Source organism: Williamsia sp. CHRR-6, assembly GCF_018474015.1.
In the GTDB taxonomy this organism is placed as follows: domain Bacteria; phylum Actinomycetota; class Actinomycetes; order Mycobacteriales; family Mycobacteriaceae; genus Williamsia_A.
On the sequence record NZ_JAHCSG010000004.1, the window covers coordinates 401,981 to 423,428 of the forward strand.

The following is a 21,448-nucleotide window of genomic DNA, read 5'->3' on the forward strand; positions in this document are numbered from 1 at the left end:
ACCTCGATGGGGATACCGCCGAACGCCCGGTTGCGTTGAACGGATGGACGAGATCAGGGGATCAATTTGCCGGGGTTCAACACCGCGGCCGGATCCAGCGTGGCCTTCAGCGTCCGCAGGATCTGCACACCCACCGCGCCGATCTCGGCGTGCAACCACGGCCGGTGATCCATGCCGATCGCGTGGTGGTGGCTGATGGTGGCGTGCTGGGCCACGATCGCCTCGCACGCGGCCGCCTTGGCGTGCGCCCACTGGGTCACCGGGTCGTCGCCGAGGGCGTAGACGACGGTGAAGTACAACGACGCACCGGTGGGATAGGTGTGCGAGATGTGGCACAGCACCAGCGCCCGCGAACCGGACTCCTGCAGCGCGGTGAGCAGGGCGTCGGTGACGGCTGTGCGCAGATCCATCAGCGCCGACCACGTGGTCGCGGTCTCCAGGGTCTCGCAGCCCGCTCCGACCGCCAGCAACGCGTCGCGCAGGTAGGGGGCACGGAAGCGGCCGTGCTCCCACGCATCGGCCGGACCTGCGCCCAGCGACTGCCCGCCAGCGGCGGCGAGGGTGGCTGCGGTCAGTTCCGCGCGGGCGAGACAGGCTGCCTCGTCACCGTCGAATCGGGTGACGGCCAGACAGCCGCCACCCGTCGCCTCGCCGATGGCGCCGGGCGAGGCGAGGTTCACCCCGGTCTCCATCTCGTCGGACAGCCGTAGCACCGTGGGGCCCAGGCCCGCGCCGCGCTGGGCGAGCGCACGCAGGGCCGCGGCGCCGGTGGCGAAGTCGGGAAAGCGCCAGGCCGCACCGATGCTGGTGGTCGGCGCCCGATGCACTCGCACCGACACCGACGTGATGACCCCCAGCACGCCCTCCGAACCCAGCATCAGCTGCCGCAGATCGGGACCCGCCGCCGATCGCGCCACATCGCCGAGCCGCAGGATGCCGCGCGGCGTCACCACCGTCAGTCCCACCACCATGTCGTCGAATCGCCCGTATCCGGCCGAGGCCTGCCCCGATGAGCGGGTGGCGGCGAATCCCCCGATGGTGGCGAACTCGAAGCTTTGCGGGAAGTGGCCCAACGACAAGCCGTGGGCGCCCAGCAGTTCCTCGGCGCGCGGGCCACCGACCCCGGCACCGAAGGTGGCGATCCCCGAGATCTCGTCGAGGTGGATCAGGGCATCGAAGCGACCGAGATCGAGTGAGAGGACCGCGTGGTGCGGCCCGGCCTGTGGATCGGTGCCGCCCACCACACCGGTGCCCCCGCCGAGCGGGACGACGGCCACGCCCGCCGACTCGGCCCACCGCAGCACCGCCGCCACCTCGTCGTCGTCGGCGGGTGCGATCACCGCGTCCGGCACCATCTGGTGCGACATCCGCCGTCGCAGCAGATCCGGGGTGGACCGCCCGCCTGCGCGCAGCAGCCGGTCGTCGCGTTCGCGGCTCACCGCCTGCGGCCCCACGATCGCGGCGAGCTCGCCGAGGGCGGCGTCGTCGAGACGCGAGTCGGGGATCGCCACGGCCTCCGACGCCACACCCGGGGTGGGATCGCCCTCGATCCCCAGGGCCGCGCTGAGCAAGCCTCGGATACCGGGGGACAGCTCGGTGGCGGCCTCGGCGCTGCCCCAGGCATTCCACTGCATGGCGGGCATGGGCAGGATGCGTGGCATGCGTTACAGTTTTACACATAATGTCAACTAGTAACGAGGTGTTGGACGCGGCTCGTCGGTGCCTGGTGCGCGGCGGGGGCCGCAAGGTGACCCTGGCCGAGGTGGCGCGGGAGGCAGGGGTGAGTCGGCCCACGGTCTATCGACGCTGGCCCGAGGTGGGTGCGGTGATCCGCGAACTGCTGACCCGCGAGATGGCCGAGCTGGTGGCCGCCAACTCGGTCAGCATCGACCCGTCCAGTGCCACACCCGACGCGGTGCTCGACGCGATGGCCGACAGCATCGTGGCCGTCGCCGATGCGGTGAGCGGCGACGAATTGTTCGTGGCGCTCAGCGAGGGCCAGCCCGACGTGATCGCCCCCTACGTGTTCACGCGACTGGGAGCCAGCCAGCGCGGCATGATCTCGGCGTTGACCGGCCGGATCGAGGCCGCTCAGCAGATCGGTGCGGTCCGCGCGGGCGTGGCCGAGCATCTCGCCGCGATGGTGCTGCTGATCGCACAGTCGGCCATCCAGTCGCGCACCATGATCGCCCCCATCCTCGGCAGCGCCTGGAGTACCGAGCTGCGCTCGGCGATCCGCGGTTACCTCGCACCCGCCGCCGGATCGGGCCAGGGGCGGTGATGGGACCCGACCTGTCGCCGGCGCGGATCCGCGCCGACGCCGACGTGCTGCGCACCCGACGGGCCGCGTGGGATGTGTTGGTGATCGGGGGCGGCATCACCGGTGTCGGGGTGGCGTTGGACGCCGCCTCCCGCGGCCTGTCGGTGGCGCTGGTCGAGGCGCACGACCTCGGGTTCGGCACCAGCCGGTGGAGTTCGAAACTGGTCCACGGGGGCCTGCGCTATCTCGCCAGCGCCCGGGTCCAGATCGCCTGGGAGAGTGCACACGAACGCCACCACCTGATGACCACCATTGCCCCGCACCTCATCTCGCCGATGGCCCAACTGGTTCCCCACCACGCGGCAGCCGCCGATGACGACTGGCGTGATCGGCTGTCGGTGACGGCCGGGTCGGCGCTGGTGGGGGCCGGGTTCGCGGTGGGGGATCTGTTGCGGCGCAGCGCCGGTACCCCGTCGTCGACGTTGGCGAGCCCGAGCCGGGTGGGGCCGGGCGAGGTGCTGGCGGCGTGTCCGACGGTGACCGCAGAGGGGTTGCGCGGCGGTTGGCTGGCCTACGACGGCCAGCTGATCGACGACGCCCGACTCGTGGTCGCGGTTGCGCGTACCGCCGCCGCCCACGGCGCCCTCATCCTGCCGCGACATCGGGCGCAGGAGGTCACCGGACGCGGAGCCCGCATCACCGACACCCGCGACGGCACCACCTTCTCGGTGTCGGCGCGCGCGGTCATCAACGCGACCGGTGTGTGGGCGGCAACGGTGGACGACAGCATCGCGATGCGTCCCAGCCGCGGCACCCATCTGGTCATCGACGCCGCTGCGATGGGCAATCCCACTGCGGCCCTGACGGTTCCGGTGCGCGGCAGTCGCAGTCGCTTCGTCTTCGCCCTGCCCGCCCAACTCGGCCGGGTCTACGTCGGTCTCACCGACGTCGAGGCGCCCGGGCCGATCCCCGACGTGGCGAGAGGCACCGAGGACGAGATCGACCACATCCTCGACACCATCAACCAGACCTTGATCCGACCGCTCACCCGCGCCGACGTCCGCGGTACCTTCGCCGGTCTGCGGCCCCTGCTGGACCAGGAACCCCGCGGTCGTCGGCGGTCGACCGCCGAGGCCTCGCGTGACCACACGGTCAGCGTCAACTCCGACGGCGTGATCACCGTGGTGGGCGGCAAGTTGACCACCTACCGCATGATGGCGCGGGACGCCGTCGACGCCGCGGTGCGCCTGCGGTCGCTGGCTGCCTATCCCTGTGTCACCGACGCGATCCCGTTGGTGGGGGCGCGTGGTCCGGCCCAGACCGGTCGGGTGCTGCCGGCCTCGCTCGTGGCCCGCTACGGGGCTGAGGCCGCGCGGGTGGTCGAGCAAGCCACAGTGTCCTCGCCGCTGTCGCCCATCGCGCCCGGCATCGACGTGACCCGGGCCGAGATCGAGTTCGCAGTCACCTGCGAGGGGGCCCTGGACACCGACGACGTGCTGCACCGGCGGACCCGCATCGGACTGGTGGACGCCGATGCCGAGGCTGCTCGCCCGGCGATCACCCACATCGTCGATCAGGCGGGAGCCGCGTTCGCCGGGTGAGCTCGCTGCAGCGCGTCGACGAACGCGTCGAGGTCGCCGACGGTCACGTCGAGGTGGGGGCTGATGCGCAGCACCGTCTCCGCCGGTTGCAGTGGGCTGCGCCATGATTCGGCGCAGGTGGTGACAAATCCATTGCGCAGCAGATGTGCTCGCACGTGCCACACGTCGATATCGGCGTCGGTGGCGGGCCGCAGCGTGGTGGTCGCGCTGGGTTCGTCGGACGGCTCCACCACCGTCCAGCCATCGACCGCGCTCACCTGGGTGCGTAGGTGTCCACCGATCGCCGACAGCCCGGCGTGCACCGACACCGGTCCCAGGTCGAGGATCTGCCGCAGTGCCACACCGAAACCCAGCCGTGCGGCCACCGCGGCCTCGGCGCTCTCCAGCTCGGCAGGGGCGGGTAGATCAGCCACCAGCGGCGGTGCCGCGGGGGATCGACGGACCGAGAGGAAGCCGACCCCGCGCGGACCGGCAGCCCACTTGCGGCTGGTCCCGTAGACGATGTCGGCGCCGGTGCGGCTGTCGATCTGTACCAGTGCCTGCGCGGCGTCGACGACCGTGACCACCCCGGCGGCCCGGGCCAGGGCCACCAGTTCGGCGGCCGGCTGCACGATGCCGGTGCGCGAGCCGATGTGGCAGATGTGCAGCACATCCGGCGGTCGCTTGAGCAGCATCGCCTCGGTGGCCGCGACGTCGACATGTCCGAACTCGTCGGCGACGGGCAGGGTGGTCACGGTGTGACCGTGGTGGGCGAAGTCGGCGACGTTGGGTCCGTACTCGGTCGGACACACCCAGATGCTCAGCGGTCTGCGCCAGTGCCGCAACAGTTCTCGGATCGCAGCCTGCGCACTGCCCACCAGTGCGACGTCGCCGTGGTCATGACCGATCAGGGTGGCCACCGCGGCGTGGGTGGCCGCGAGGTCATCAGCGCGGGCCGCAGCGGCGACATATCCGCCGTGGGCGGCCTCGGCGTGCAGGTGCTCGGTGATGGTGTCGATGACCGCCCGCGAGCTGCGGCCCGCAGCGGCGGAGTCGAGGTGCACCCCGGCTGCGGGTACACGGAGCGAATCCCACTGCGCACCGATCGTGCTCAGATGGATGCCGCGGTCAGAGGGCGTGGTCACGATCGATCACAGTACCGATGGAACCCGATCGGCTTCTTCGGCGTCACAGGTACATGGACTTCTTCTTCGCGGCGACCACATCGGATGCACCGGACGGCGAATCGGGGTCGGTCACCTACGGGTTCGGGTCGGGCACCGGCGGCGTCAGCTCGTGGACGTCGGTGGCCACACTCGACGTCTCCGGTGACGGGCGAGCCGATGCGGTGCGGCTGGACTTCGACGGCGACGGCCGCCGTGACGATGCGATGTGGGATTCCGACGGTGACGGCCGCGCCGATCTCGCAGTCCTCGACACCGACGACGACGGCCGGGTCGACGCCGCCTACTCCGACACTGGTCGGGGGCTGTGGGATCACCGGGTGCGCGACGTGCCGACACCGTCGGCCGCCGGGGCCGACCGGGCCGGCGTCGAGGCAGACGTCGACGGTGACGGTGTGGCCGACGACCGCTACGTCGACTGTGTATCCACCGACGGGTCGCCTGAGCGCACCCGGCTGGGGCTGGTGTTCGCCGGGGCCGACCCGGCGACTCCCACCCAGGTGTTCGTCGACACCGACGGAGACGGAGCCGCCGAGGCGGTGCTCGACGATGTCGACGGTGACGGTGTGGCCGATCGGTGGACCGAACGCGGCGGTGCGGTGGTGTAGCCGGCTGGTGCGTCTGGGGTGTCACACCTCGGGTGCAGCCGCCGGACCAGCAGCAACGACACCGCGTAGATCAGCGCGCCCACCAGCGGGAGCAGCAGCGCACGCCCGTCGGCGGGCACGGTGAACGCGGCGATGGTCACCGCGGCCACGTAGGTCACGTTGAACACCGCGTCCTGGAAGGCGAACACTTGTCCACGCACCGCGTCGTCGGCCTCGAGCTGCATGGCGGCGTCGGCGCAGAGCTTCAACGTCTGCCCCGCCAGGCCCAACACGGTGGCCACCACGCAGATGACGATCCCGTTGAACGACGCCAGCGCCAGCTCGGCCACCACGGCGATGACCAGGGCGGCGCTGATGGTGGCGCGGCGACCGCGTCGGGCCACCGACCACGGGGTGATGACGGCCGCGGCGAACATGCCCACGGCAGTCAGTCCGGCCACAGCACCCACCCCGGCCAACCCCAACGAGGTGTCGCGGGTGAGCACCAACAGCATCAGCGTGTTGACGCCGAACACGAACCGATGAGCGCCGACGGCACACAGGGCCGCAGCGATGCTGTGGGCCCGTCCGACCGCGCGGGCACCGTGGGCCAGCCCCACTGCGACTGCGCGCAGGGCCGGACCGTTGGGGTGTTCGGGGGTCAGCGCAGCACCGTCGACGTCGGGGTGATCGGGGCCCAGCGCCCGCGGTCGGAATCGTGCCGCCACCGCTGCACCGGCCACCGCGAGCACCAGCGCACCCATGGTGGTGGCGGCGCTGCCGGTGTTGTCGTTGCCGAACACCGCACGCAGACCCAACGCCAGCCCGGCGCCGACGGCCAGCGCCACCGATCCGATGGTGGTGAAGAACGCGTTCATCGCGACCAGGTGCCGGGTGGAGGTCACGTGCGGCAGCGACGCCGACAGCCCCGACGCGACGAATCTGCTTGCGCCGGTGACGGTCAGCGCCGCGATTAGCACCAGGGTCTCGTTGCCGCCGGTCGCGATGGCGACGGCGGTGAGCATGATCAGCAGGGCGCGCGCCAGATTCGACCAGATCAAGACGGTACGTCGGTCCCAGTGGTCCAGCAGGGCGCCGGCGAACGGGCCGATGATCGAGTACGGCAGCAGCAGTACCGCCAGTCCGCCCGCGATGGCCACCGGGTCGGCGTGCCGCTCGGGGTTGAACAGGATCGCCCCACCCAAAGCCGCCTGGAAGAGTCCGTCGGTGGTCTGTCCGCAGAGGCGAACGGCGAGCAGACGTGAAAGTGCGGGCCTGGTTCGGATCTCCCGCACAATGGTCACTTGCCCCAGGGTACAAACCTCGGGGACCGTGCGCCCAGCCATGCGATGATGTTCACGTGGCCAGTACAGATGAGCCCGACGAGACCGCCCGGTGGACCGATGATGCGCCGTGCACGGGCCGAGTGCGGGCGGGCAGTCTGCTCCTGTCGTCCACCGATCTGTCCGAGCCGACGTTTCGCCGCACGGTCATCTACATCATCGAGCACAACGACGCAGGCACCCTCGGCGTGGTCGTCAACCGGATGAGCCAGACCGCGGTGCACAACCTGTTGCCCCAGTGGTCGAACCTGGCGGCCCGACCGCGCGCGGTGTTCATCGGTGGGCCGGTGAAGCAGGATGCGGCGCTGTGTCTGGGTGTGGTGCGTCGAGGTGTCGACACTGATCGGCTCGCCGGGGTGCGCCCGGTCGACGGTCGGGTGGTGCTCGTCGACCTCGACAGCGATCCCGCCGACCTGCACGAGTGCCTCGACGGGGTCCGCATCTTCGCCGGTTACGCCGGCTGGAGTCTGGGGCAGCTCGAGGACGAACTGGCCCGTGACGCCTGGCTGGTGGCCTCGGCCTTGCCGAACGACCTGTTGGTGCCCGCCGACCGTGATCTGTTCGCCACGGTGTTGCGCCGCCAACCGTGGCCGCTGCCGCTGCTGGCCACCCACCCCATCGACGTGGACCGCAACTGAGCGGCACCTACCGCTACGACGTCGAGATCGTGGCGTTGCTGCGCTCCCCCACCCACGCCTATTTCGGTCGGGCCAAGGACGGACCGGCGGCCGACGCCGTGACCGTCGTAGGTGATCGGGTGGAACTCAAGGCGCACAAGGGGATCTGTGGTGACCGTTTCTTCGGGGTCCGCGCCCACACCGAGGCTGCGGTCACCTTCCTGGCGTTGGAGGCATGGGAGGCGGCGACCACGGGCGCCGATCCGTTGGTGGCGCGGCGCAACGTGATGGTCCGAGGTCTGCAACTCGATCCGCTGCGCGCGGTGGAGTTCGAGATCGACTGCGGCACCGGACCGGTGCGTTTTCGAGGCGGCCGGCCCGCGCATCCGTGTTCCTGGATGGACTCGATGGCCGGCGCCGGTGCCCGCACGGCGTTGATCGGGCGTGGTGGTCTGAGTGCGGCGGTGCTCACCGACGGTGAGCTGAGAGTCGGGCCGGCGGTGATCTGGTCGCCGGTGGCCCTGGATGCCGCCCGCGCCGCATATCAGGTCACCCGGGCGCAACCGGTCGACATTAGGCTGATGCCCGATCGAGGGGACGGGGGCCGCAGGTGACATCGATCGAGACGACGCCGCCACGTCCCCGGTTGGGGCCGCGCGCCAAGGCGTTCATCCTGGTCGCCATCATCGTGGTGGCGACGGTGGCGGTGTTCGTCGTCGACATCCCCGACCCGCAACCGCTGCGCGAGCAGGTGCGTGCCGCCGGGTTGTGGGGGGTGTTGTTGTTCGCCCTGGTCTACGCCGGGGTGTCGCTCACCCCGTTCCCGGCCAGCGCGTTGACCATCGGCGGCGGGTTGCTGTTCGGGTTGGCGGTGGGATCGACGGCGGTGATGCTCGGTGCGACGACCGGTGCGTGGCTGGGGTTCAGTCTGGCCAGGGTGCTCGGGCGTGACGGTGTCGCTCGGATCGGCTGGTCGTCGGTGGCCTCGGTGGATGCGGTGCTGCAACGTCGCGGCCTGGTGTCGATGATGATCATCCGGCTCATCCCGCTGCCGTTCGCGCTGGTCAACTACGCGGCCGGGCTCAGCGCCGTGCGCACCCGCGACTACCTGGTGGGGACGGCGGTGGGAATCGTGCCCTCGACCGTCGGGTATGCGGCGGTGGGCGCCTACGGCACCTCCCCCACCTCGTGGCCGTTCATTCTGGCGGTCGTGGTGGTCGCGGTGCTCGGGGTGGGCAGCAGCGTGGTGGGTCGACGGGTCACGCGGTAGCGGTTTCGCTGTCGGTGTACCGCGCCAGCCGACCCGCCCACCACGCGCACATGATCAGCTGCACCTGGTGGAAGATCAACAGCGGCAACACGATCAGGCCCACCTGGGAGTCGGCGAACAGGACTGCCGCCATCGGCAGCCCGGTGGCCAGGCTCTTCTTGGTGCCGCAGAACGCGATTGCGATCTCGTCGGCGCGGTCGAAACCCAGGCGCCGGGCGACCCGCGAGGTGAGCCACAGCAGTCCCGCCACCAACACCACTGATCCGGCCACCAGGACCAACACCTGCCACCACCGCACGGTGGACCAGATGTGTTGGCGCATGCCCTCACTGAAGGCCACGTACACCACCAGGACGATGGAGCCGCGGTCGACGAGCTTGGTCGGTTTGGCGTGTCTGGTCAACCATCCGCCGATGATCGGACGGGCGAGCTGTCCGATCAGGAACGGCACGAGTATCTCCAGCACGATGGTGAGGAACGAGCTTCCCGAGATGCTGATCCCGCCGGTGGTGGAGATCAGCGCCAGGACCAGCAGCGGGGTGAGCACCACGCCCAGCAGGTTCGACACCGAGGCGCTGACGATCGCGCCGGCCACGTTGCCGCGGGCGATGGAGGTGAACGCGATCGACGATTGCACCGTCGAGGGCACCAGGCACAGGAACAGCAGCCCGGTGTAGAGGTCATCGCCGAGGACGGGCTCTGCGACCGGCCGCAGCGCCAGCCCGATCAAGGGGAACAGCAGGAAGGTGAAGGACAGGATCACCAGGTGCAGCCGCCAGTGGGTGAGGCCGGCCAGCGCCTCCCGCGGATGCATTCGTGCCCCGTAGAGGAAGAACAACAGGGCGATGGCCGCGATCACCACCCACGACATGATGTCGGCGAAGGCGCCGCGCGCCGGGAACACCGACGCCACGGCGACCGCGCCGAAGATGGCGAGGATGAACCCGTCGATGTGCAGCCGAGCGAGCAAGGGCTAGGTGTTGGTGGTCCGGTCGGGTGTGCAGGCGTCGGCGAACGAACACGATCCACACCCGCCTGCGGTTCCGCAGCTGGGGGCATCGTCATCCCAGTCCGGCACCGCCGCCGCCGCCCGCAGACCGAACGAGCTGGCCGACCCCAACAGCACCAGACCGGCCAGCAGACCGATGGCGGCGAACCCGGTCGCGGCGGCACCGGACAGACCCAAGCCCAACATCGCGCCCAGGGTCAGGACCACCGAGCCGGCCACCAGTCCAGGACCGGCGGTGGCGTGGGCGGCGGCGAACGTGGCGTCGCTGCGCAGAGTGGCCGCCGTGCGGATGCCGACGACTCGGTTGCGGGGCAGGCGGCGGGTGATGCCCAGGACTCCGACCACCGCGAACACGACGGCCAGAACGGCGTCGATCACCGCGATCGTCATTGCTACCGAGTTCATACTTCCGAGTCTACGACCGCCGGTCGGAACCGAATCGAGCAGGCTTTACGCTGGTCAGCGTGACCACGAACGACATCGCCGCCGCGCACCGCTACACCGCCGAGTTGGCCGGGGAGATCGAAGCGCGCTGGCAGCAGGCCTGGACCGAGCGAGGCAGCTTCCAGGCGCCCAACCCCGTGGGCCCGCTGGCCGGTGACCTCTCGGGGTTCGGCGGTCACGGGCGTCCGGCCAAGCTGTTCATCCAGGACATGTTTCCCTACCCGTCGGGGGCCGGACTGCACGTCGGTCATCCGTTGGGGTTCATCGCCAGCGACGTCTACGCGCGTTTTCATCGGATGGACGGCGTGAACGTGTTGCACACCATGGGTTTCGATGCGTTCGGGTTGCCCGCCGAGCAGTACGCGGTGCAGACCGGTACCCATCCGCGCACCACCACCGAGGCCAACGTGGAGCGTTACCTCGGGCAGATCCGTCGGTTGGGCTTGGCCCATGACGAACGTCGGCGGGTGTCGACCACCGACGTCGAGTTCTATCGCTGGACGCAGTGGATCTTCCTGCAGATCTACGGCGCCTGGTACGACGAGGAGGCGGGTAAGGCACGTCCCATCGGCGACCTGATCGCCGAATTCGATTCCGGCACACGCACTCCGGCCGACGGCTCGGTGTGGGCTGACCTCGACGCCGCCTCCCGCACCGCCGTCCTGGACACCTATCGCCTGGTGTACCAATCCGATTCGATGGTCAATTGGTGCCCGGGACTGGGCACCGTGCTGGCCAACGAGGAGGTGACCGCCGACGGTCGTAGCGATCGCGGCAACTTCCCGGTGTTCCGTAAGCGGTTGCGGCAGTGGATGATGCGGATCACCGCCTACGCCGACCGCCTGGTCGACGATCTGGAGCTGCTGGATTGGCCCGACAAGGTCAAGGCCATGCAGGAGAACTGGATCGGGCGTTCTCGTGGGGCCCGGGTGTCGTTCGCGGTGGCCGGTGGTGACGCTGCCGTCGAGGTCTTCACCACCCGTCCCGACACCCTGTTCGGTGCCACCTACATGGTGCTTGCGCCCGAGCACACGTTGGTCGACGAGATCGTCGCTCACGAATGGGCGTCCGGCGTCGACGCGCGGTGGACCGGCGGCGCGGCCACCCCGGCCGCCGCGGTGGCCGCCTACCGGGCGGGCATCGCCGCCAAGAGTGACCTTGAGCGCCAGGAGAACAAAGACAAGACCGGCGTCTTCACCGGCGCCTACGCGGTGAACCCGGTGAACGGCCGGCAGATCCCGGTGTTCATCGCCGACTACGTGCTGCTGGGGTACGGCACCGGCGCCATCATGGCAGTGCCTGCCCACGACGTGCGCGACCACGAGTTCGCCACCGCGTTCGGCCTGCCCATCGTGGAGGTGATCGGCTCCGAGCAGGGTGTGGCCGATGCCGCTTTCACCGGTGACGGCCCGGTCGTCAACTCCGACTTCCTCGACGGCAAGCCGGTCGATGAGGCGAAGACCGCGATCATCGAGTGGCTTGAAGCGCACGACGCCGGTACCGGCGTCGTGCAGTACAAGCTGCGTGACTGGCTGTTCGCGCGTCAGCGGTACTGGGGTGAGCCGTTCCCCATCGTCTACGACGAAGCGGGACAGGCACATCCGATCCCCGAAGCACTGCTGCCGGTGGAGCTGCCCGAGGTGGCCGATTTCGCACCGGTGTCGTTCGATCCCGACGACGCCGACAGTGTGCCCTCTCCCCCGCTGGCCAAGGCGAGCGACTGGGTGCACGTGGAGCTCGATCTCGGTGATGGGTTGAAGAGCTACACCCGCGACACCAACGTGATGCCGCAATGGGCGGGCAGTTGTTGGTACCAGTTGCGCTACATCGATCCCACCAACGACGAGACGTTCTGTGCGCCGGAGAACGAGCAGTACTGGATGGGTCGGGTGCCGCAGGTACACGGCGACAACGACCCCGGCGGGCTCGATCTCTATGTCGGTGGGGTGGAGCACGCGGTGCTGCACCTGCTGTACTCGCGGTTCTGGCACAAGGTGCTCTACGACCTCGGCCACGTCAGCTCGGTCGAGCCGTACCGAAAGCTGTTCAACCAGGGCATGATCCAGGCCTACGCATTCACCGATGCGCGTGGTGTCTATGTGCCGGCCGAGGAGGTGGTCGAACGCGAGGGCGGCCACTTCTATCAGGATCAGCCCGTCACCCGTGAGTACGGGAAGATGGGTAAGTCGCTGAAGAATTCCGTTGCGCCCGATGACATCTGCCGGGACTACGGCGCCGACACCCTGCGGGTGTACGAGATGTCGATGGGGCCGCTGGATCAGTCGCGGCCCTGGGCCACCAAGGACGTGGTCGGTGCGCAACGGTTTCTGCAGCGGGTGTGGCGCCTGGTGGTCGACGAGGAGACCGGCACGGTTCGGGTCACCGACGACGAGCCCACCGAGGCCACGCGAAAGGCACTGCACCGCACCATAGCCGGGGTACGCGAGGACTATGTGGCCCTGCGCGACAACACTGCGGTGGCCAAGCTGATCGAGCTGACCAATCACCTCACCAAGGGTTACCCGGATGGGGCCCCGCGCGCGGTGGTGGAACCGCTGCTGCTGATGTTGGCGCCGGTGGCCCCGCACATCGCCGAGGAGCTGTGGAGCGTGCTGGGACACTCGGATACGTTGGCGCGCGGCCCTTTCCCGGTCGCCGACGAGAGTCTGTTGGTCGAGGACAGTGTGGAAATCCCCATCCAGGTGAAGGGCAAGGTGCGCAGCCGCGTGACGGTGCCTGCCGACGCCGACGAGGCGACCGTCACCGCAGCTGCGTTGGCCGACGACAAGATCGTCCCGTTGCTCGACGGCGAACCCCGCAAGATCATCTACGTACCAGGAAAGATGCTCAACATCGTTCCGTAGGGCGACCATCACCCCGGGACATCACGCCGCCGCGGTCACCTCGCCAGGAGCCTCGAGCGCGGCGGTGACGATGTCGGCCACGTCGGTCATCGGTCGCACGTCGAGCGCGGCGAGGATCTCGGCGGGCACGTCGTCGAGGTCGGGTTCGTTGCGTGCGGGGATGAACACCGTTGTCAGACCGGCCCGTTGGGCGGCCAACAGCTTCTGTTTCACCCCGCCGATCGGTAGCACCCGACCGTTGAGGGTCACCTCGCCGGTCATCCCGACATCCGAGCGCACCGGGCGCCCGGTAGCCATGGACACCAGCGCGGTCACCATGGTGACCCCGGCCGACGGGCCGTCCTTGGGCACCGCACCCGCCGGAACATGCAGGTGCACAGGGTGATCGAGTGTGGACACGTCCACCCCGAGTTGTTCGGCGTGGGCCCGCACGTAGGACAGGGCGATCTGCGCCGACTCCTTCATGACGTCGCCGAGCTGGCCGGTGATGGTCAGCGACGGGTCATCTCCCGGTGCGGTGAGCGCCTCGATGTAGAGGACATCACCGCCCATCCCGGTGACGGCCAGGCCGGTGGCCACCCCTGCAACGGCCGTGCGTTCGGCTGACTCCGGGGTGAACCGGGGCCGTTTGAGGTAGGTCACCAGATCCGACGCGTCGATGGTGATCGACGGGGTGTCGGTGCCCAAACGTGTTGCCGCCTTGCGCATCAGGGTGGCCAGCATCCGTTCGAACTGGCGCATGCCCGGTTCGCGGGTGTACTCGGCGGCGATGGTGCGCAGGGCCGCGTCGGTGATCACCACCTCGTCCTCGCTCAACGCCGCGCGCTCGCGTTGCCGCGGAAGCAGGTGCTCGCGCGCGATCACCACCTTGTCGTCTTCGGTGTAGCCGTCGATGGAGATCAGCTCCATGCGATCGAGCAGGGCAGACGGAATCTGTTCCACCACATTGGCAGTGGCGAGGAACACCACGTCGGACAGGTCGAGGTCGAGGTCGAGGTAGTGGTCGCGGAACGTGTGGTTCTGGGCGGGATCGAGCACTTCCAGCAGCGCTGCGGCGGGGTCGCCGCGGTAGTCCGAACCCACCTTGTCCACCTCGTCGAGCAGCACGACCGGGTTCATCGACCCGGCTTCGCCGATGGCTCGCACGATGCGTCCGGGGAGAGCGCCGACGTAGGTGCGTCGATGCCCGCGGATCTCGGCTTCGTCCCGCACACCGCCGAGGGCGACCCGAACGAAGTTGCGGCCCAACGCCCGTGCCACCGATTCACCGAGGGAGGTCTTTCCCACCCCGGGTGGACCGGCGAGCAGCAGCACAGCACCAGAGCCGCGTCCGCCCACCACCTGCAGTCCTCGCTGGGACCGCCGGGCGCGCACGGCGAGGTATTCGACGATGCGGTCTTTGACGTCATCGAGGCCGTGGTGGTCGGCGTCGAGGACGGCTCGTGCCGCTTCGATGTCGGTGGAGTCGGTGGTGGTCACCGACCAGGGAAGATCCAGCACGGTGTCCAACCACGTGCGAATCCAACCGGTTTCGGGTGACTGGTCGCTGGCGCGCTCCAGCTTGCCCACCTCCCGGAGCGCCGCCGCACGCACTCGGTCAGGTAGCTCGGCGGCCTCGATGCGGGTGCGGTAGTCGTCGCTGCCGTCGGGCTCGTCCTCACCGAGCTCCTTGCGGATGGCGGCGAGCTGCTGGCGCAGCAGGAACTCCTTCTGCGTCTTCTCCATACCCTCACGCACGTCGTCGGCGATCTTGTCGTTCACCTCCACCTCGGCGAGATGGTCTGTGGTCCAACCGATCAGCGCGGTCAGCCGCTCGCCGACGTCGGGGGTTTCCAGCAGCTGACGCTTCTGCACGTCGGTGAGATATGAGGCGTAGCCGGCGGTGTCGGCCAGCGCTGCGGGATCGCTGAGCTTGTTCACCGAGTCGATGACCTGCCAGGCCTCGCGGCGCTGCAGCATTGCCAGCACCAGCTTCTTGAACTCGGCGGCGAGATTGCGCACCTCGTCGGTGATCTCGGTGTCGGTGATCGGTTGCACCTCCACCCACAGCGCGGCGCCCGGACCGCTGGTACCGGAACCGATGTGGGCGCGGGTCTCGCCGCGCACCACGGCCGCCGGTTGCCCGCCGGCCATCCGACCCACCTGCACCAACGTGGCGATCACGCCGTGCGTGGGATAGCGGTCGTCTAGGCGCGGTGCGACCAGTAGTTTCTTCGTCTCGGTGGCCTGAGCTGCGTCGATGGCCGCAGTGGTGGCGTCGCTGTCGAGGGCGATGGGTAGCACCATTCCGGGCAGCAACACCGTGTCGCTGAGGAAGAGGACGGGTAGGCGGGTGATATCGGACAAGGGAACCTCCAGAAGTTCAGTCTGTAAGGCTCAACTCGTCTGAGACTTGATATGTTCCGACTCAACTGTTCGTCCTGAGCGAACAGACCGTCAGAAGGGTGGTGGGTCGTCGGCGCCTGCGGTGGTGCGGTTGCGGTGGCGTTCGGTGCGGCGGCGGGCGTGTTTGTCTGCCAGGCGTGGTTGGCGTCGGGTGGGTTCGTCTGGTGTGGGTGCGGCTGGTGGTGATGGCGTGGTGGGTGGGGCGTGGGCGGGGTGGGTGAAGGTGATGTCGGCGAGTCCGGGGAACAGGTCGTCGCCGGTGAAGGCGGGCCCGGCCAGGGTGATCCCTTCGGGGGTGGTGATGGTTTGTGTGGTGATGCCGTGGGTGACGGTTTGATCATCGAGGAATGTGGTGAATGTTTTGATGCCGTGGTGGAAGCGGCATTTGGTGTTCATGTCGCGGTAGCAGGTCTGTCCACCGGCAGCGGGGTCGTGGTGGTCGTATTCGGTGACGTGGTCGAGATCAGCGGTCCAGGCCCGTAGGTTGCAGCCGGGCCAGGTGCAGTACAGGTCACGGGTCCGCAGGATGGTGTCCAGGGCGGTCGAGGGCCGGTAGGGGTCTGACGGCAGGTGTGGCGGGAGTGGTGTGTCGGATCCGCCGACCGGGCGGATCGACGTTCCGGGACGGGTCAGTAGGTCGGTGAGGTGGGGTGCGGAGATGACGCCGTAGCCGTCGATGAATGCCGGTGTTTCCCCGTCGCCAGCGGCGGTTTCCAAATCACACACCACGTGCACGACCAGGGAGGTGGCGGTCGCGGGAATGTCACGGCGGGTGACGGCCTCAGCATCGGGAACAACGGGTGCCGTGCAGTCGGGGGTGTGGCAGCTGCATTCCCAGGCGACTCCCATGGTGAGGCAGAACAGGGCGTCACTACGCCGCGCCGCCAGGGTGCGGTCGTCGCGGCTACAGACGGCGCGGGCGAGGGCGTCGATACGGCGGGCCATCGCGACGGCTGCTTCGGCGGTCATGGTCGCTGAGAGTTCGGCCATGCCGTCGGGGCGCGGATCACACCAAAACCCACGTTCGGATAGGGCTTGTTTGCGGCGTTCCCGCACGGCGTAGGAGTCGTAGCGGTAGACGATCCGATCGACCATGTCGCGTAGCCGGGCCGTCGACCACGACCCCCGCCGGTGCAGGGTGGCGGCGATGTCGGTGTCGATCGACGCGTGGGTGTCGGGGTCGGTGATCAGGTCGGTGCGGGTGATGATGGTACGGAGGTCCCGGCCCGAAATCAGCCCATCCCGCAAACATGTCCCCACCTTCGGCAACCGCGACGCCATGGTGACTGCGGTGTCCAACAGGCGTTCCCCGGCGGTTTGGGACATGTTGTGGACCGCTGCGATTGAGGTGGCGCATTGGACGAACCCGTCAAACCGGCGGGTATCAGACTCGGCGGTCGGAGCGACCCGACGGGCATGCAACTCCGCTGCGCGGGATAGGCGTAGCCACTCCAGAAACGCCTGCCCGGCCGTGGCATGCCGCATATCGGTGAGCAGCCCAGCATCAGAGGCGGCGGTGGGATCAGCAAGCAACCCCATCGCCTCCCGCGACACCCCCGACCACCCCCCACCAGCCATACCCGGCACGCTACGACACGGGTATGACAATCCTGACGAAACCAGCGCTGACGTGGCAAAACGCAAGCCGGGCTGGGGTGTGGGTACCGTCGGTTGTGGCGGTGTCAGCGTGAGCGAGGTAGGTGGAAGTGGTGCGGGATGTTCGGGGTCTCGGCGTTGCGGCGCTGATCGTCGTCACACTGGCCGGATGTTCACAGGGCAACGGCGACAGTGACTCTGGGCAGCCGTCGACTCCGTCCACCTCGGTGACGCCGATCGACTTCAGCTGTCCGGCGTCGAGTGATGCTGGCTGGCCCGACACCGATCATCCCAAGGCACGCGACGAGCTGCTACCCGCCACCCCGGTTGCAGGCGTCGAATGCCGCTATCGCGGGCCGTCGTTCGCAGCCCAGTCGGATGGTCCGACGGTGCGGCTGTCGAGAGACGAGATAGGTGGCCTGGTGTCGTCGTTCGCGAAGGCGCCGGAACTGAAACTGCAGCGGTGCCCCAACAGCGCCGACCCGATCACGTTCAGCAAGTACCACTTTCAATATTCCGACGGCACGGTGGTGGTGATCGAGAAGGGCCGCTACACCTGTCCTCCGTCGATCAGCAACGGGCAACGCCAGCGAGGTTATCCGACCAGCTGAACGAGTGGTCGCCAGAACCGATGTCGTGTCCGCAAGTGCGGCCGTCACCGCCCAGAGGTGCGGCTACCGGGGCTTGGACAGGACGGTCCACGGTGTACGTGCAGCCGTCCGCCGCGGAACCTTCTTGCCGGTCGCCCTCTCGAACTCCTCGATGGAGTTGTAGCGCTGCACGCTGGCCACCAATGCGGCCGCGAGGACCCCGACGACAAAGAGCTGAGCGAACAGCACCAGCGGACCTCCGAGGATCCCCATGGTCACACCAGCGCGGCCCGCGGCAGTGCGTCCCGCTTCGGTCGATCCGCTGTGCATGATCATCGGTACGCCCAGGCGTTTCTCGTCGTCGGTGCGCCGCAGGAGGCTGAAACCGTAGGCGAAACTCCAGAGCAACCCAGCGCCCGCGACGGCGAGCAGGATCACCCGGATCACTCCATGCGTCTGCGTGGCGATGAGATCGATGATGATCACTGAGATCCAGGTGCTGAGCAGCAACAGCACCACGAAGAACACGGTGAAGACGACGCGTCGCCGCCAGTATCGGAATCCGGTGGACCCGGGTTCACGCGTGGACGCAGTCACCACCGACCTCCCGGCTGCCTCATCCGAACGCGGTCTTCCACAGTGATTTCGCCGCATCGCCCACGGCCGATCCAGCGCCCTTACCGAGATTCCAAAGGTCCTCACCGGTGTTGGAGAAAACGTCTCCGGTTCCGTGGAGCACCCCCGCCACCTCACCGTGGTCGTGGATGTCTTCGGACCAGTGTTCATGGAAAGCCTGATAGACAACGTCTCCGGTGCCGATGACCGCTGCACCCGCTGTCGCAGCCACCACACCGACCGGCACGGTCACCTCCGAGGTAGCCGCCAACGCGACCACGCCGGCACCCGCGCCGAGCCCCACCAGCCCGGCGGTCCAGTCGTTGCGCCGAGCGGTCGACTCACTCCAGCCCTTTTCATGATCGTCGACGGTCTGCAGTTCGGCGACCACCCCGGTGGCCGCGACGTCGATCACCGGAATGTCCTTGAGGAACTGCAGACCCTTCGGCATGTAGAGCTCACTCGTCGCGGTAGGTCTCCAGGTAAGCCTGGCGTTCCCGATCGCGGGCCTCTTGGCGGCGCGCAGGCAAAATGGTCGGGTCCAAGCCGTGCAACTCCAGCCGGCGGGCCCGGTTCTGTTCCATGTAGGCCGCCGAGAACAACAGCGCCAAGATCAACGCCAGCGCCACCATGGCCAGCCGCAACCACAGCGCTCCCGGGAACAGCAGGAACGCCGCATACATCGGGGTCAGCGGCACCATGCCGCGAATCAGGTGGCGCACATAGGAATTACGGCCAGTCAGGTCGCGCAGCACCCAGTCGCGCAGATCATCAGGCAGTCGACGACCAAAGCAGTATCGGATCCACTCGACGACGCCGGGACGTCGGCGCTGCACGCTCACCGGCCCGTCGATGTGCGGGCGGCCACGGTGAAGCGTTCGAGCAGCGCGTACAACTCGTCGAAATCGTTCTGCGAAAGACCCAACGATGCGTTGACGGCCTCGGGGACCCGCAGCGCTCGCAGCCGCAGTTTGCGGCCGGCGGGGGTGACCGCGATGTCGAGGGCCCGCTCGTCGCGCAGCGAGCGGGTGCGCGTCACGAAGCCAGCCGCCTCCAGGCGCCGCAACAGTGGTGACAGGGTGCCCACGTCCATGTGCAGCTCGGTGGCGATCTCCCGCACCGACCGCGGCGAGGAGTCCCACAGCGTCAACATGACCAGGAACTGCGGGTGCGTGATGCCCAGCGGGTCCAGCAGCGGCCGATACACCGCCTGCACTGCCCGGTGGGCCACTCCGATGGCAAAACACACCTGCTGGTCGAGTCGCATCGCGGTCGGGGTTGTTGGGCCACGGGTGTCTGCGGACATGAGTAGATCGTACGTGGACCGAATATTGATGGACACGATGTTCGACACTGTGTGCGAGTGCGGCCGGCACACCCGGGCACGCCCGTACCCTGGCCGTGTGACCAGACGGCATGTGATCAGACGGCATGTGATCAGACGGGGTACCCATCGATGAGGCGCCCGGTCCCCGACAAGCCCGGTCCCGGACAGGAATCGGTCTGGGACTACCCCCGCCCGCCGCGACTCGAGGAGTTCGCCGGGTCGATCACCATCGAGCTCGGTGGCATCGAGATCGCCTCGACCACCCGAGGGTGGCGCGTGCTGGAGACCAGTCACCCGCCCACCTACTACCTGCCACGCGAGGCCTTCGTCGACGGCGTGCTGCGTGAGGCGCAGGGTGCGTCGTACTGCGAATGGAAGGGCGTCGCAAGCTATTACGACCTGGTGACCCCGGAGAAGGGGGCACCGCGGGCTGCCTGGACCTACCTGGATCCGACCCCTGGGTTCACCGCCATCCGCGGCGCGATCGCCGTGATGGCCGCCCAGGTCGACCGGGCCACGGTCAACGGCGAGACCGTCACCCCGCAGCCCGGTGGCTTCTACGGCGGCTGGGTGACCAGCACGGTGGTGGGCCCGTTCAAAGGCATCCCCGGCTCGATGGGTTGGTGAGCCGAGTGCGGCGCCGCGACGGTCAGGACGCAGCGGCGTCGCTGCGCTGAACCGGATCGTCCTGCGGGGTGGACCAGTCGATCTCTACGCGGTCGCCGCCGGCCTCCTGAGCCGAGAGCATCGCCACCTCCGCGCGGTGCAGCAGAGCATCGATCTCCACCTGCACCTGCGCGGCAGTCAGCGGGGTGGGTCGAAACGCCACGCCCACGCTGGCGCTCACCGGCACCGGATCCTCCACGTCGAAGACCAGCTCGCGGAAGCGGTTGGCGAAGATCTGTACGCCCTCGTGGGTGACACCGGCCAGCGCCGAGAACTCGGCGTCGCCGGTGCGCGCCACCAGGTCGCCGCCGCGCACCCCGTTGGCGAGCCGCGAGGCGATGCGGCGCAGCACCTGTTCGCCTCGCTCGCGCCCATCGCCGACGCTGATGTCGTGGAACTGGTCGAGGTGCACCCGTACCACCACCAGGAACTCCTTGCGGTTGAGCGTGCTCAAACCGGTGGTGGCCGCCGCGTACAGGCCGTGCCGGGTGAGGACCTCGGTGAGGGAGTCGCGCACCGGTTCGGTCGACTGCACCGAGCGTCGGCTGGTCAATTGCATGAAACCCAGATGCAGGATGAGCGGCAGCGCCACGCTGCCGAACACCGACGACACCAGGAACGGAGCCAGCGTGAGGAACGGTTCGTGGCCCACCGTCAGTCCGACGACCAGCACGGTGCACACCAACACCGCGCCGGCGGTGCACTGAGCGATCACCACGTTGCGCAGCGGGGAGAACGCCGCGAACAAGCCGACCAGGCTCAGGGTGCTGGCCACGGTGAGGCCCACCCGGCCGTCGGGTGCACTCAACGCCGCCGACAACACGCTCAGGTCGGCGATCGCCAAGAACGCCACCCCCGCGCGCAGACTGTTCCACGTGCGCAGCGCCCACAGGGCGGTGACCAGCAACGCCAACGCGATACCGATGCCCAGCAGGACGTAGCGTGCGGTGGTGTCCGGGCCGCCGGGTACCGCGGGCAAACCCAGCCAGGCGATGGCGGTGAGGCCGGACAGAGCAGCGATCGCACCGGAGATCGATTGTGCGATGGCATGCCAGGTCGATGCTCGGCTCGCCCCCCCGACTGCACGTCCCCCATCAGTTGTGGACACGGT

Annotated in this window: 20 protein-coding genes; 8 read left to right on the forward strand and 12 right to left on the reverse strand. The window is 68.7% G+C overall.

Annotated elements, in window-relative coordinates:
- Positions 1 to 53 precede the first annotated feature (53 nt).
- Entirely contained in the window at positions 54 to 1,661 is a 1,608-nt protein-coding gene (locus KIK15_RS13395) for an FAD-binding oxidoreductase (RefSeq protein WP_250324582.1), read from the reverse strand.
- Positions 1,662 to 1,681: 20 nt separating this feature from the next.
- Here KIK15_RS13395 and KIK15_RS13400 point away from each other — a divergent pair, with 20 nt between their 5' ends.
- Together KIK15_RS13400 and KIK15_RS13405 are read left to right on the forward strand one after the other, a co-directional pair.
- Positions 1,682 to 2,281, forward strand: a complete 600-nt coding sequence (locus tag KIK15_RS13400) for a TetR/AcrR family transcriptional regulator (RefSeq protein ID WP_214245196.1) — start codon at positions 1,682 to 1,684, stop codon at positions 2,279 to 2,281.
- Positions 2,281 to 3,861 carry a glycerol-3-phosphate dehydrogenase/oxidase gene (locus KIK15_RS13405; protein ID WP_214245197.1) on the forward strand — a complete coding sequence of 527 codons (1,581 nt, stop codon included), beginning with the start codon at positions 2,281 to 2,283 and terminating at the stop codon, positions 3,859 to 3,861. Before KIK15_RS13400 ends, KIK15_RS13405 begins: the two co-directional genes overlap by 1 nt.
- Here the strand turns inward: KIK15_RS13405 and KIK15_RS13410 are convergent.
- Both KIK15_RS13410 and KIK15_RS13420 read right to left on the reverse strand, forming a co-directional pair.
- Complete coding sequence (locus KIK15_RS13410) at positions 3,834 to 4,985, reverse strand: aminotransferase class V-fold PLP-dependent enzyme (RefSeq protein ID WP_307851881.1); 1,152 nt, start codon at positions 4,983 to 4,985, stop codon at positions 3,834 to 3,836. The genes KIK15_RS13405 and KIK15_RS13410 overlap by 28 nt on opposite strands.
- Positions 4,986 to 5,433: 448 nt before the next feature.
- Entirely contained in the window at positions 5,434 to 6,957 is a 1,524-nt protein-coding gene (locus tag KIK15_RS13420) for an MFS transporter (RefSeq protein WP_374222853.1), read from the reverse strand.
- A 14-nt stretch (positions 6,958 to 6,971) separates the two neighbouring features.
- Between KIK15_RS13420 and KIK15_RS13425 the strand changes: the two genes are divergently transcribed.
- Genes KIK15_RS13425 through KIK15_RS13435 form a run of 3 tightly spaced genes read left to right on the forward strand, consistent with a single transcriptional unit; the run spans position 6,972 to position 8,841 of the window.
- Positions 6,972 to 7,592, forward strand: a complete 621-nt coding sequence (locus KIK15_RS13425; protein WP_214245199.1) for a YqgE/AlgH family protein — start codon at positions 6,972 to 6,974, stop codon at positions 7,590 to 7,592.
- On the forward strand, positions 7,589 to 8,185 hold the full coding sequence (locus KIK15_RS13430) for a molybdenum cofactor biosysynthesis protein (protein ID WP_214245308.1): 597 nt from the start codon (positions 7,589 to 7,591) through the stop codon (positions 8,183 to 8,185). The genes KIK15_RS13425 and KIK15_RS13430 overlap by 4 nt, the downstream gene beginning before the upstream one ends.
- Positions 8,182 to 8,841 carry a TVP38/TMEM64 family protein gene (locus KIK15_RS13435; RefSeq protein WP_307851883.1) on the forward strand — a complete coding sequence of 220 codons (660 nt, stop codon included), beginning with the start codon at positions 8,182 to 8,184 and terminating at the stop codon, positions 8,839 to 8,841. Before KIK15_RS13430 ends, KIK15_RS13435 begins: the two co-directional genes overlap by 4 nt.
- Here KIK15_RS13435 and KIK15_RS13440 read toward each other — a convergent pair.
- Positions 8,831 to 9,811 carry a bile acid:sodium symporter family protein gene (locus tag KIK15_RS13440; protein WP_214245200.1) on the reverse strand — a complete coding sequence of 327 codons (981 nt, stop codon included), beginning with the start codon at positions 9,809 to 9,811 and terminating at the stop codon, positions 8,831 to 8,833. The two genes, KIK15_RS13435 and KIK15_RS13440, sit on opposite strands and share 11 nt — an antisense overlap.
- Before the next feature lie 3 nt (positions 9,812 to 9,814).
- Entirely contained in the window at positions 9,815 to 10,255 is a 441-nt protein-coding gene (locus tag KIK15_RS13445) for an SdpI family protein (protein ID WP_214245201.1), read from the reverse strand.
- Between the two features lie 59 nt (positions 10,256 to 10,314).
- Here KIK15_RS13445 and leuS point away from each other — a divergent pair, with 59 nt between their 5' ends.
- Positions 10,315 to 13,158 (forward strand): leucine--tRNA ligase, encoded by a 2,844-nt coding sequence (leuS, locus tag KIK15_RS13450; protein ID WP_307851884.1) that lies wholly within the window; start codon positions 10,315 to 10,317, stop codon positions 13,156 to 13,158.
- A gap of 21 nt (positions 13,159 to 13,179) precedes the next feature.
- Here leuS and lon read toward each other — a convergent pair whose 3' ends face one another.
- Together lon and KIK15_RS18625 are read right to left on the reverse strand one after the other, a co-directional pair.
- Complete coding sequence (gene lon, locus KIK15_RS13455; RefSeq protein ID WP_214245202.1) at positions 13,180 to 15,504, reverse strand: endopeptidase La; 2,325 nt, start codon at positions 15,502 to 15,504, stop codon at positions 13,180 to 13,182.
- A 90-nt stretch (positions 15,505 to 15,594) separates the two neighbouring features.
- Positions 15,595 to 17,121, reverse strand: a complete 1,527-nt coding sequence (locus KIK15_RS18625; protein WP_214245203.1) for a DUF222 domain-containing protein — start codon at positions 17,119 to 17,121, stop codon at positions 15,595 to 15,597.
- A gap of 131 nt (positions 17,122 to 17,252) precedes the next feature.
- Here KIK15_RS18625 and KIK15_RS13465 point away from each other — a divergent pair, with 131 nt between their 5' ends.
- The gene (locus KIK15_RS13465; protein ID WP_214245204.1) at positions 17,253 to 17,750 is read left to right on the forward strand and encodes a hypothetical protein; all 498 of its coding nucleotides are present in this window, start codon (positions 17,253 to 17,255) and stop codon (positions 17,748 to 17,750) included.
- Between the two features lie 63 nt (positions 17,751 to 17,813).
- On the opposite strand, the gene KIK15_RS13470 is transcribed toward KIK15_RS13465, so the two are convergent.
- Genes KIK15_RS13470 through KIK15_RS13485 form a run of 4 tightly spaced genes read right to left on the reverse strand, consistent with a single transcriptional unit; the run spans position 17,814 to position 19,650 of the window.
- The gene (locus KIK15_RS13470) at positions 17,814 to 18,326 is read right to left on the reverse strand and encodes a hypothetical protein (RefSeq protein WP_214245205.1); all 513 of its coding nucleotides are present in this window, start codon (positions 18,324 to 18,326) and stop codon (positions 17,814 to 17,816) included.
- A 19-nt stretch (positions 18,327 to 18,345) separates the two neighbouring features.
- The gene (locus tag KIK15_RS13475; protein ID WP_214245206.1) at positions 18,346 to 18,795 is read right to left on the reverse strand and encodes a hypothetical protein; all 450 of its coding nucleotides are present in this window, start codon (positions 18,793 to 18,795) and stop codon (positions 18,346 to 18,348) included.
- Between the two features lie 7 nt (positions 18,796 to 18,802).
- Positions 18,803 to 19,186 carry a DUF5313 family protein gene (locus tag KIK15_RS13480; RefSeq protein ID WP_307851885.1) on the reverse strand — a complete coding sequence of 128 codons (384 nt, stop codon included), beginning with the start codon at positions 19,184 to 19,186 and terminating at the stop codon, positions 18,803 to 18,805.
- Complete coding sequence (locus tag KIK15_RS13485) at positions 19,183 to 19,650, reverse strand: MarR family winged helix-turn-helix transcriptional regulator (RefSeq protein WP_214245207.1); 468 nt, start codon at positions 19,648 to 19,650, stop codon at positions 19,183 to 19,185. Before KIK15_RS13485 ends, KIK15_RS13480 begins: the two co-directional genes overlap by 4 nt.
- Positions 19,651 to 19,800: 150 nt before the next feature.
- Between KIK15_RS13485 and KIK15_RS13490 the strand changes: the two genes are divergently transcribed.
- Positions 19,801 to 20,298: a DUF427 domain-containing protein gene (locus KIK15_RS13490; protein ID WP_214245208.1), complete on the forward strand. Its 498-nt coding sequence runs from the start codon at positions 19,801 to 19,803 to the stop codon at positions 20,296 to 20,298.
- 22 nt (positions 20,299 to 20,320) lie between these two features.
- Here KIK15_RS13490 and KIK15_RS18785 read toward each other — a convergent pair whose 3' ends face one another.
- On the reverse strand, positions 20,321 to 21,445 hold the full coding sequence (locus KIK15_RS18785) for a diguanylate cyclase (protein WP_214245209.1): 1,125 nt from the start codon (positions 21,443 to 21,445) through the stop codon (positions 20,321 to 20,323).
- Positions 21,446 to 21,448 lie beyond the last annotated feature (3 nt).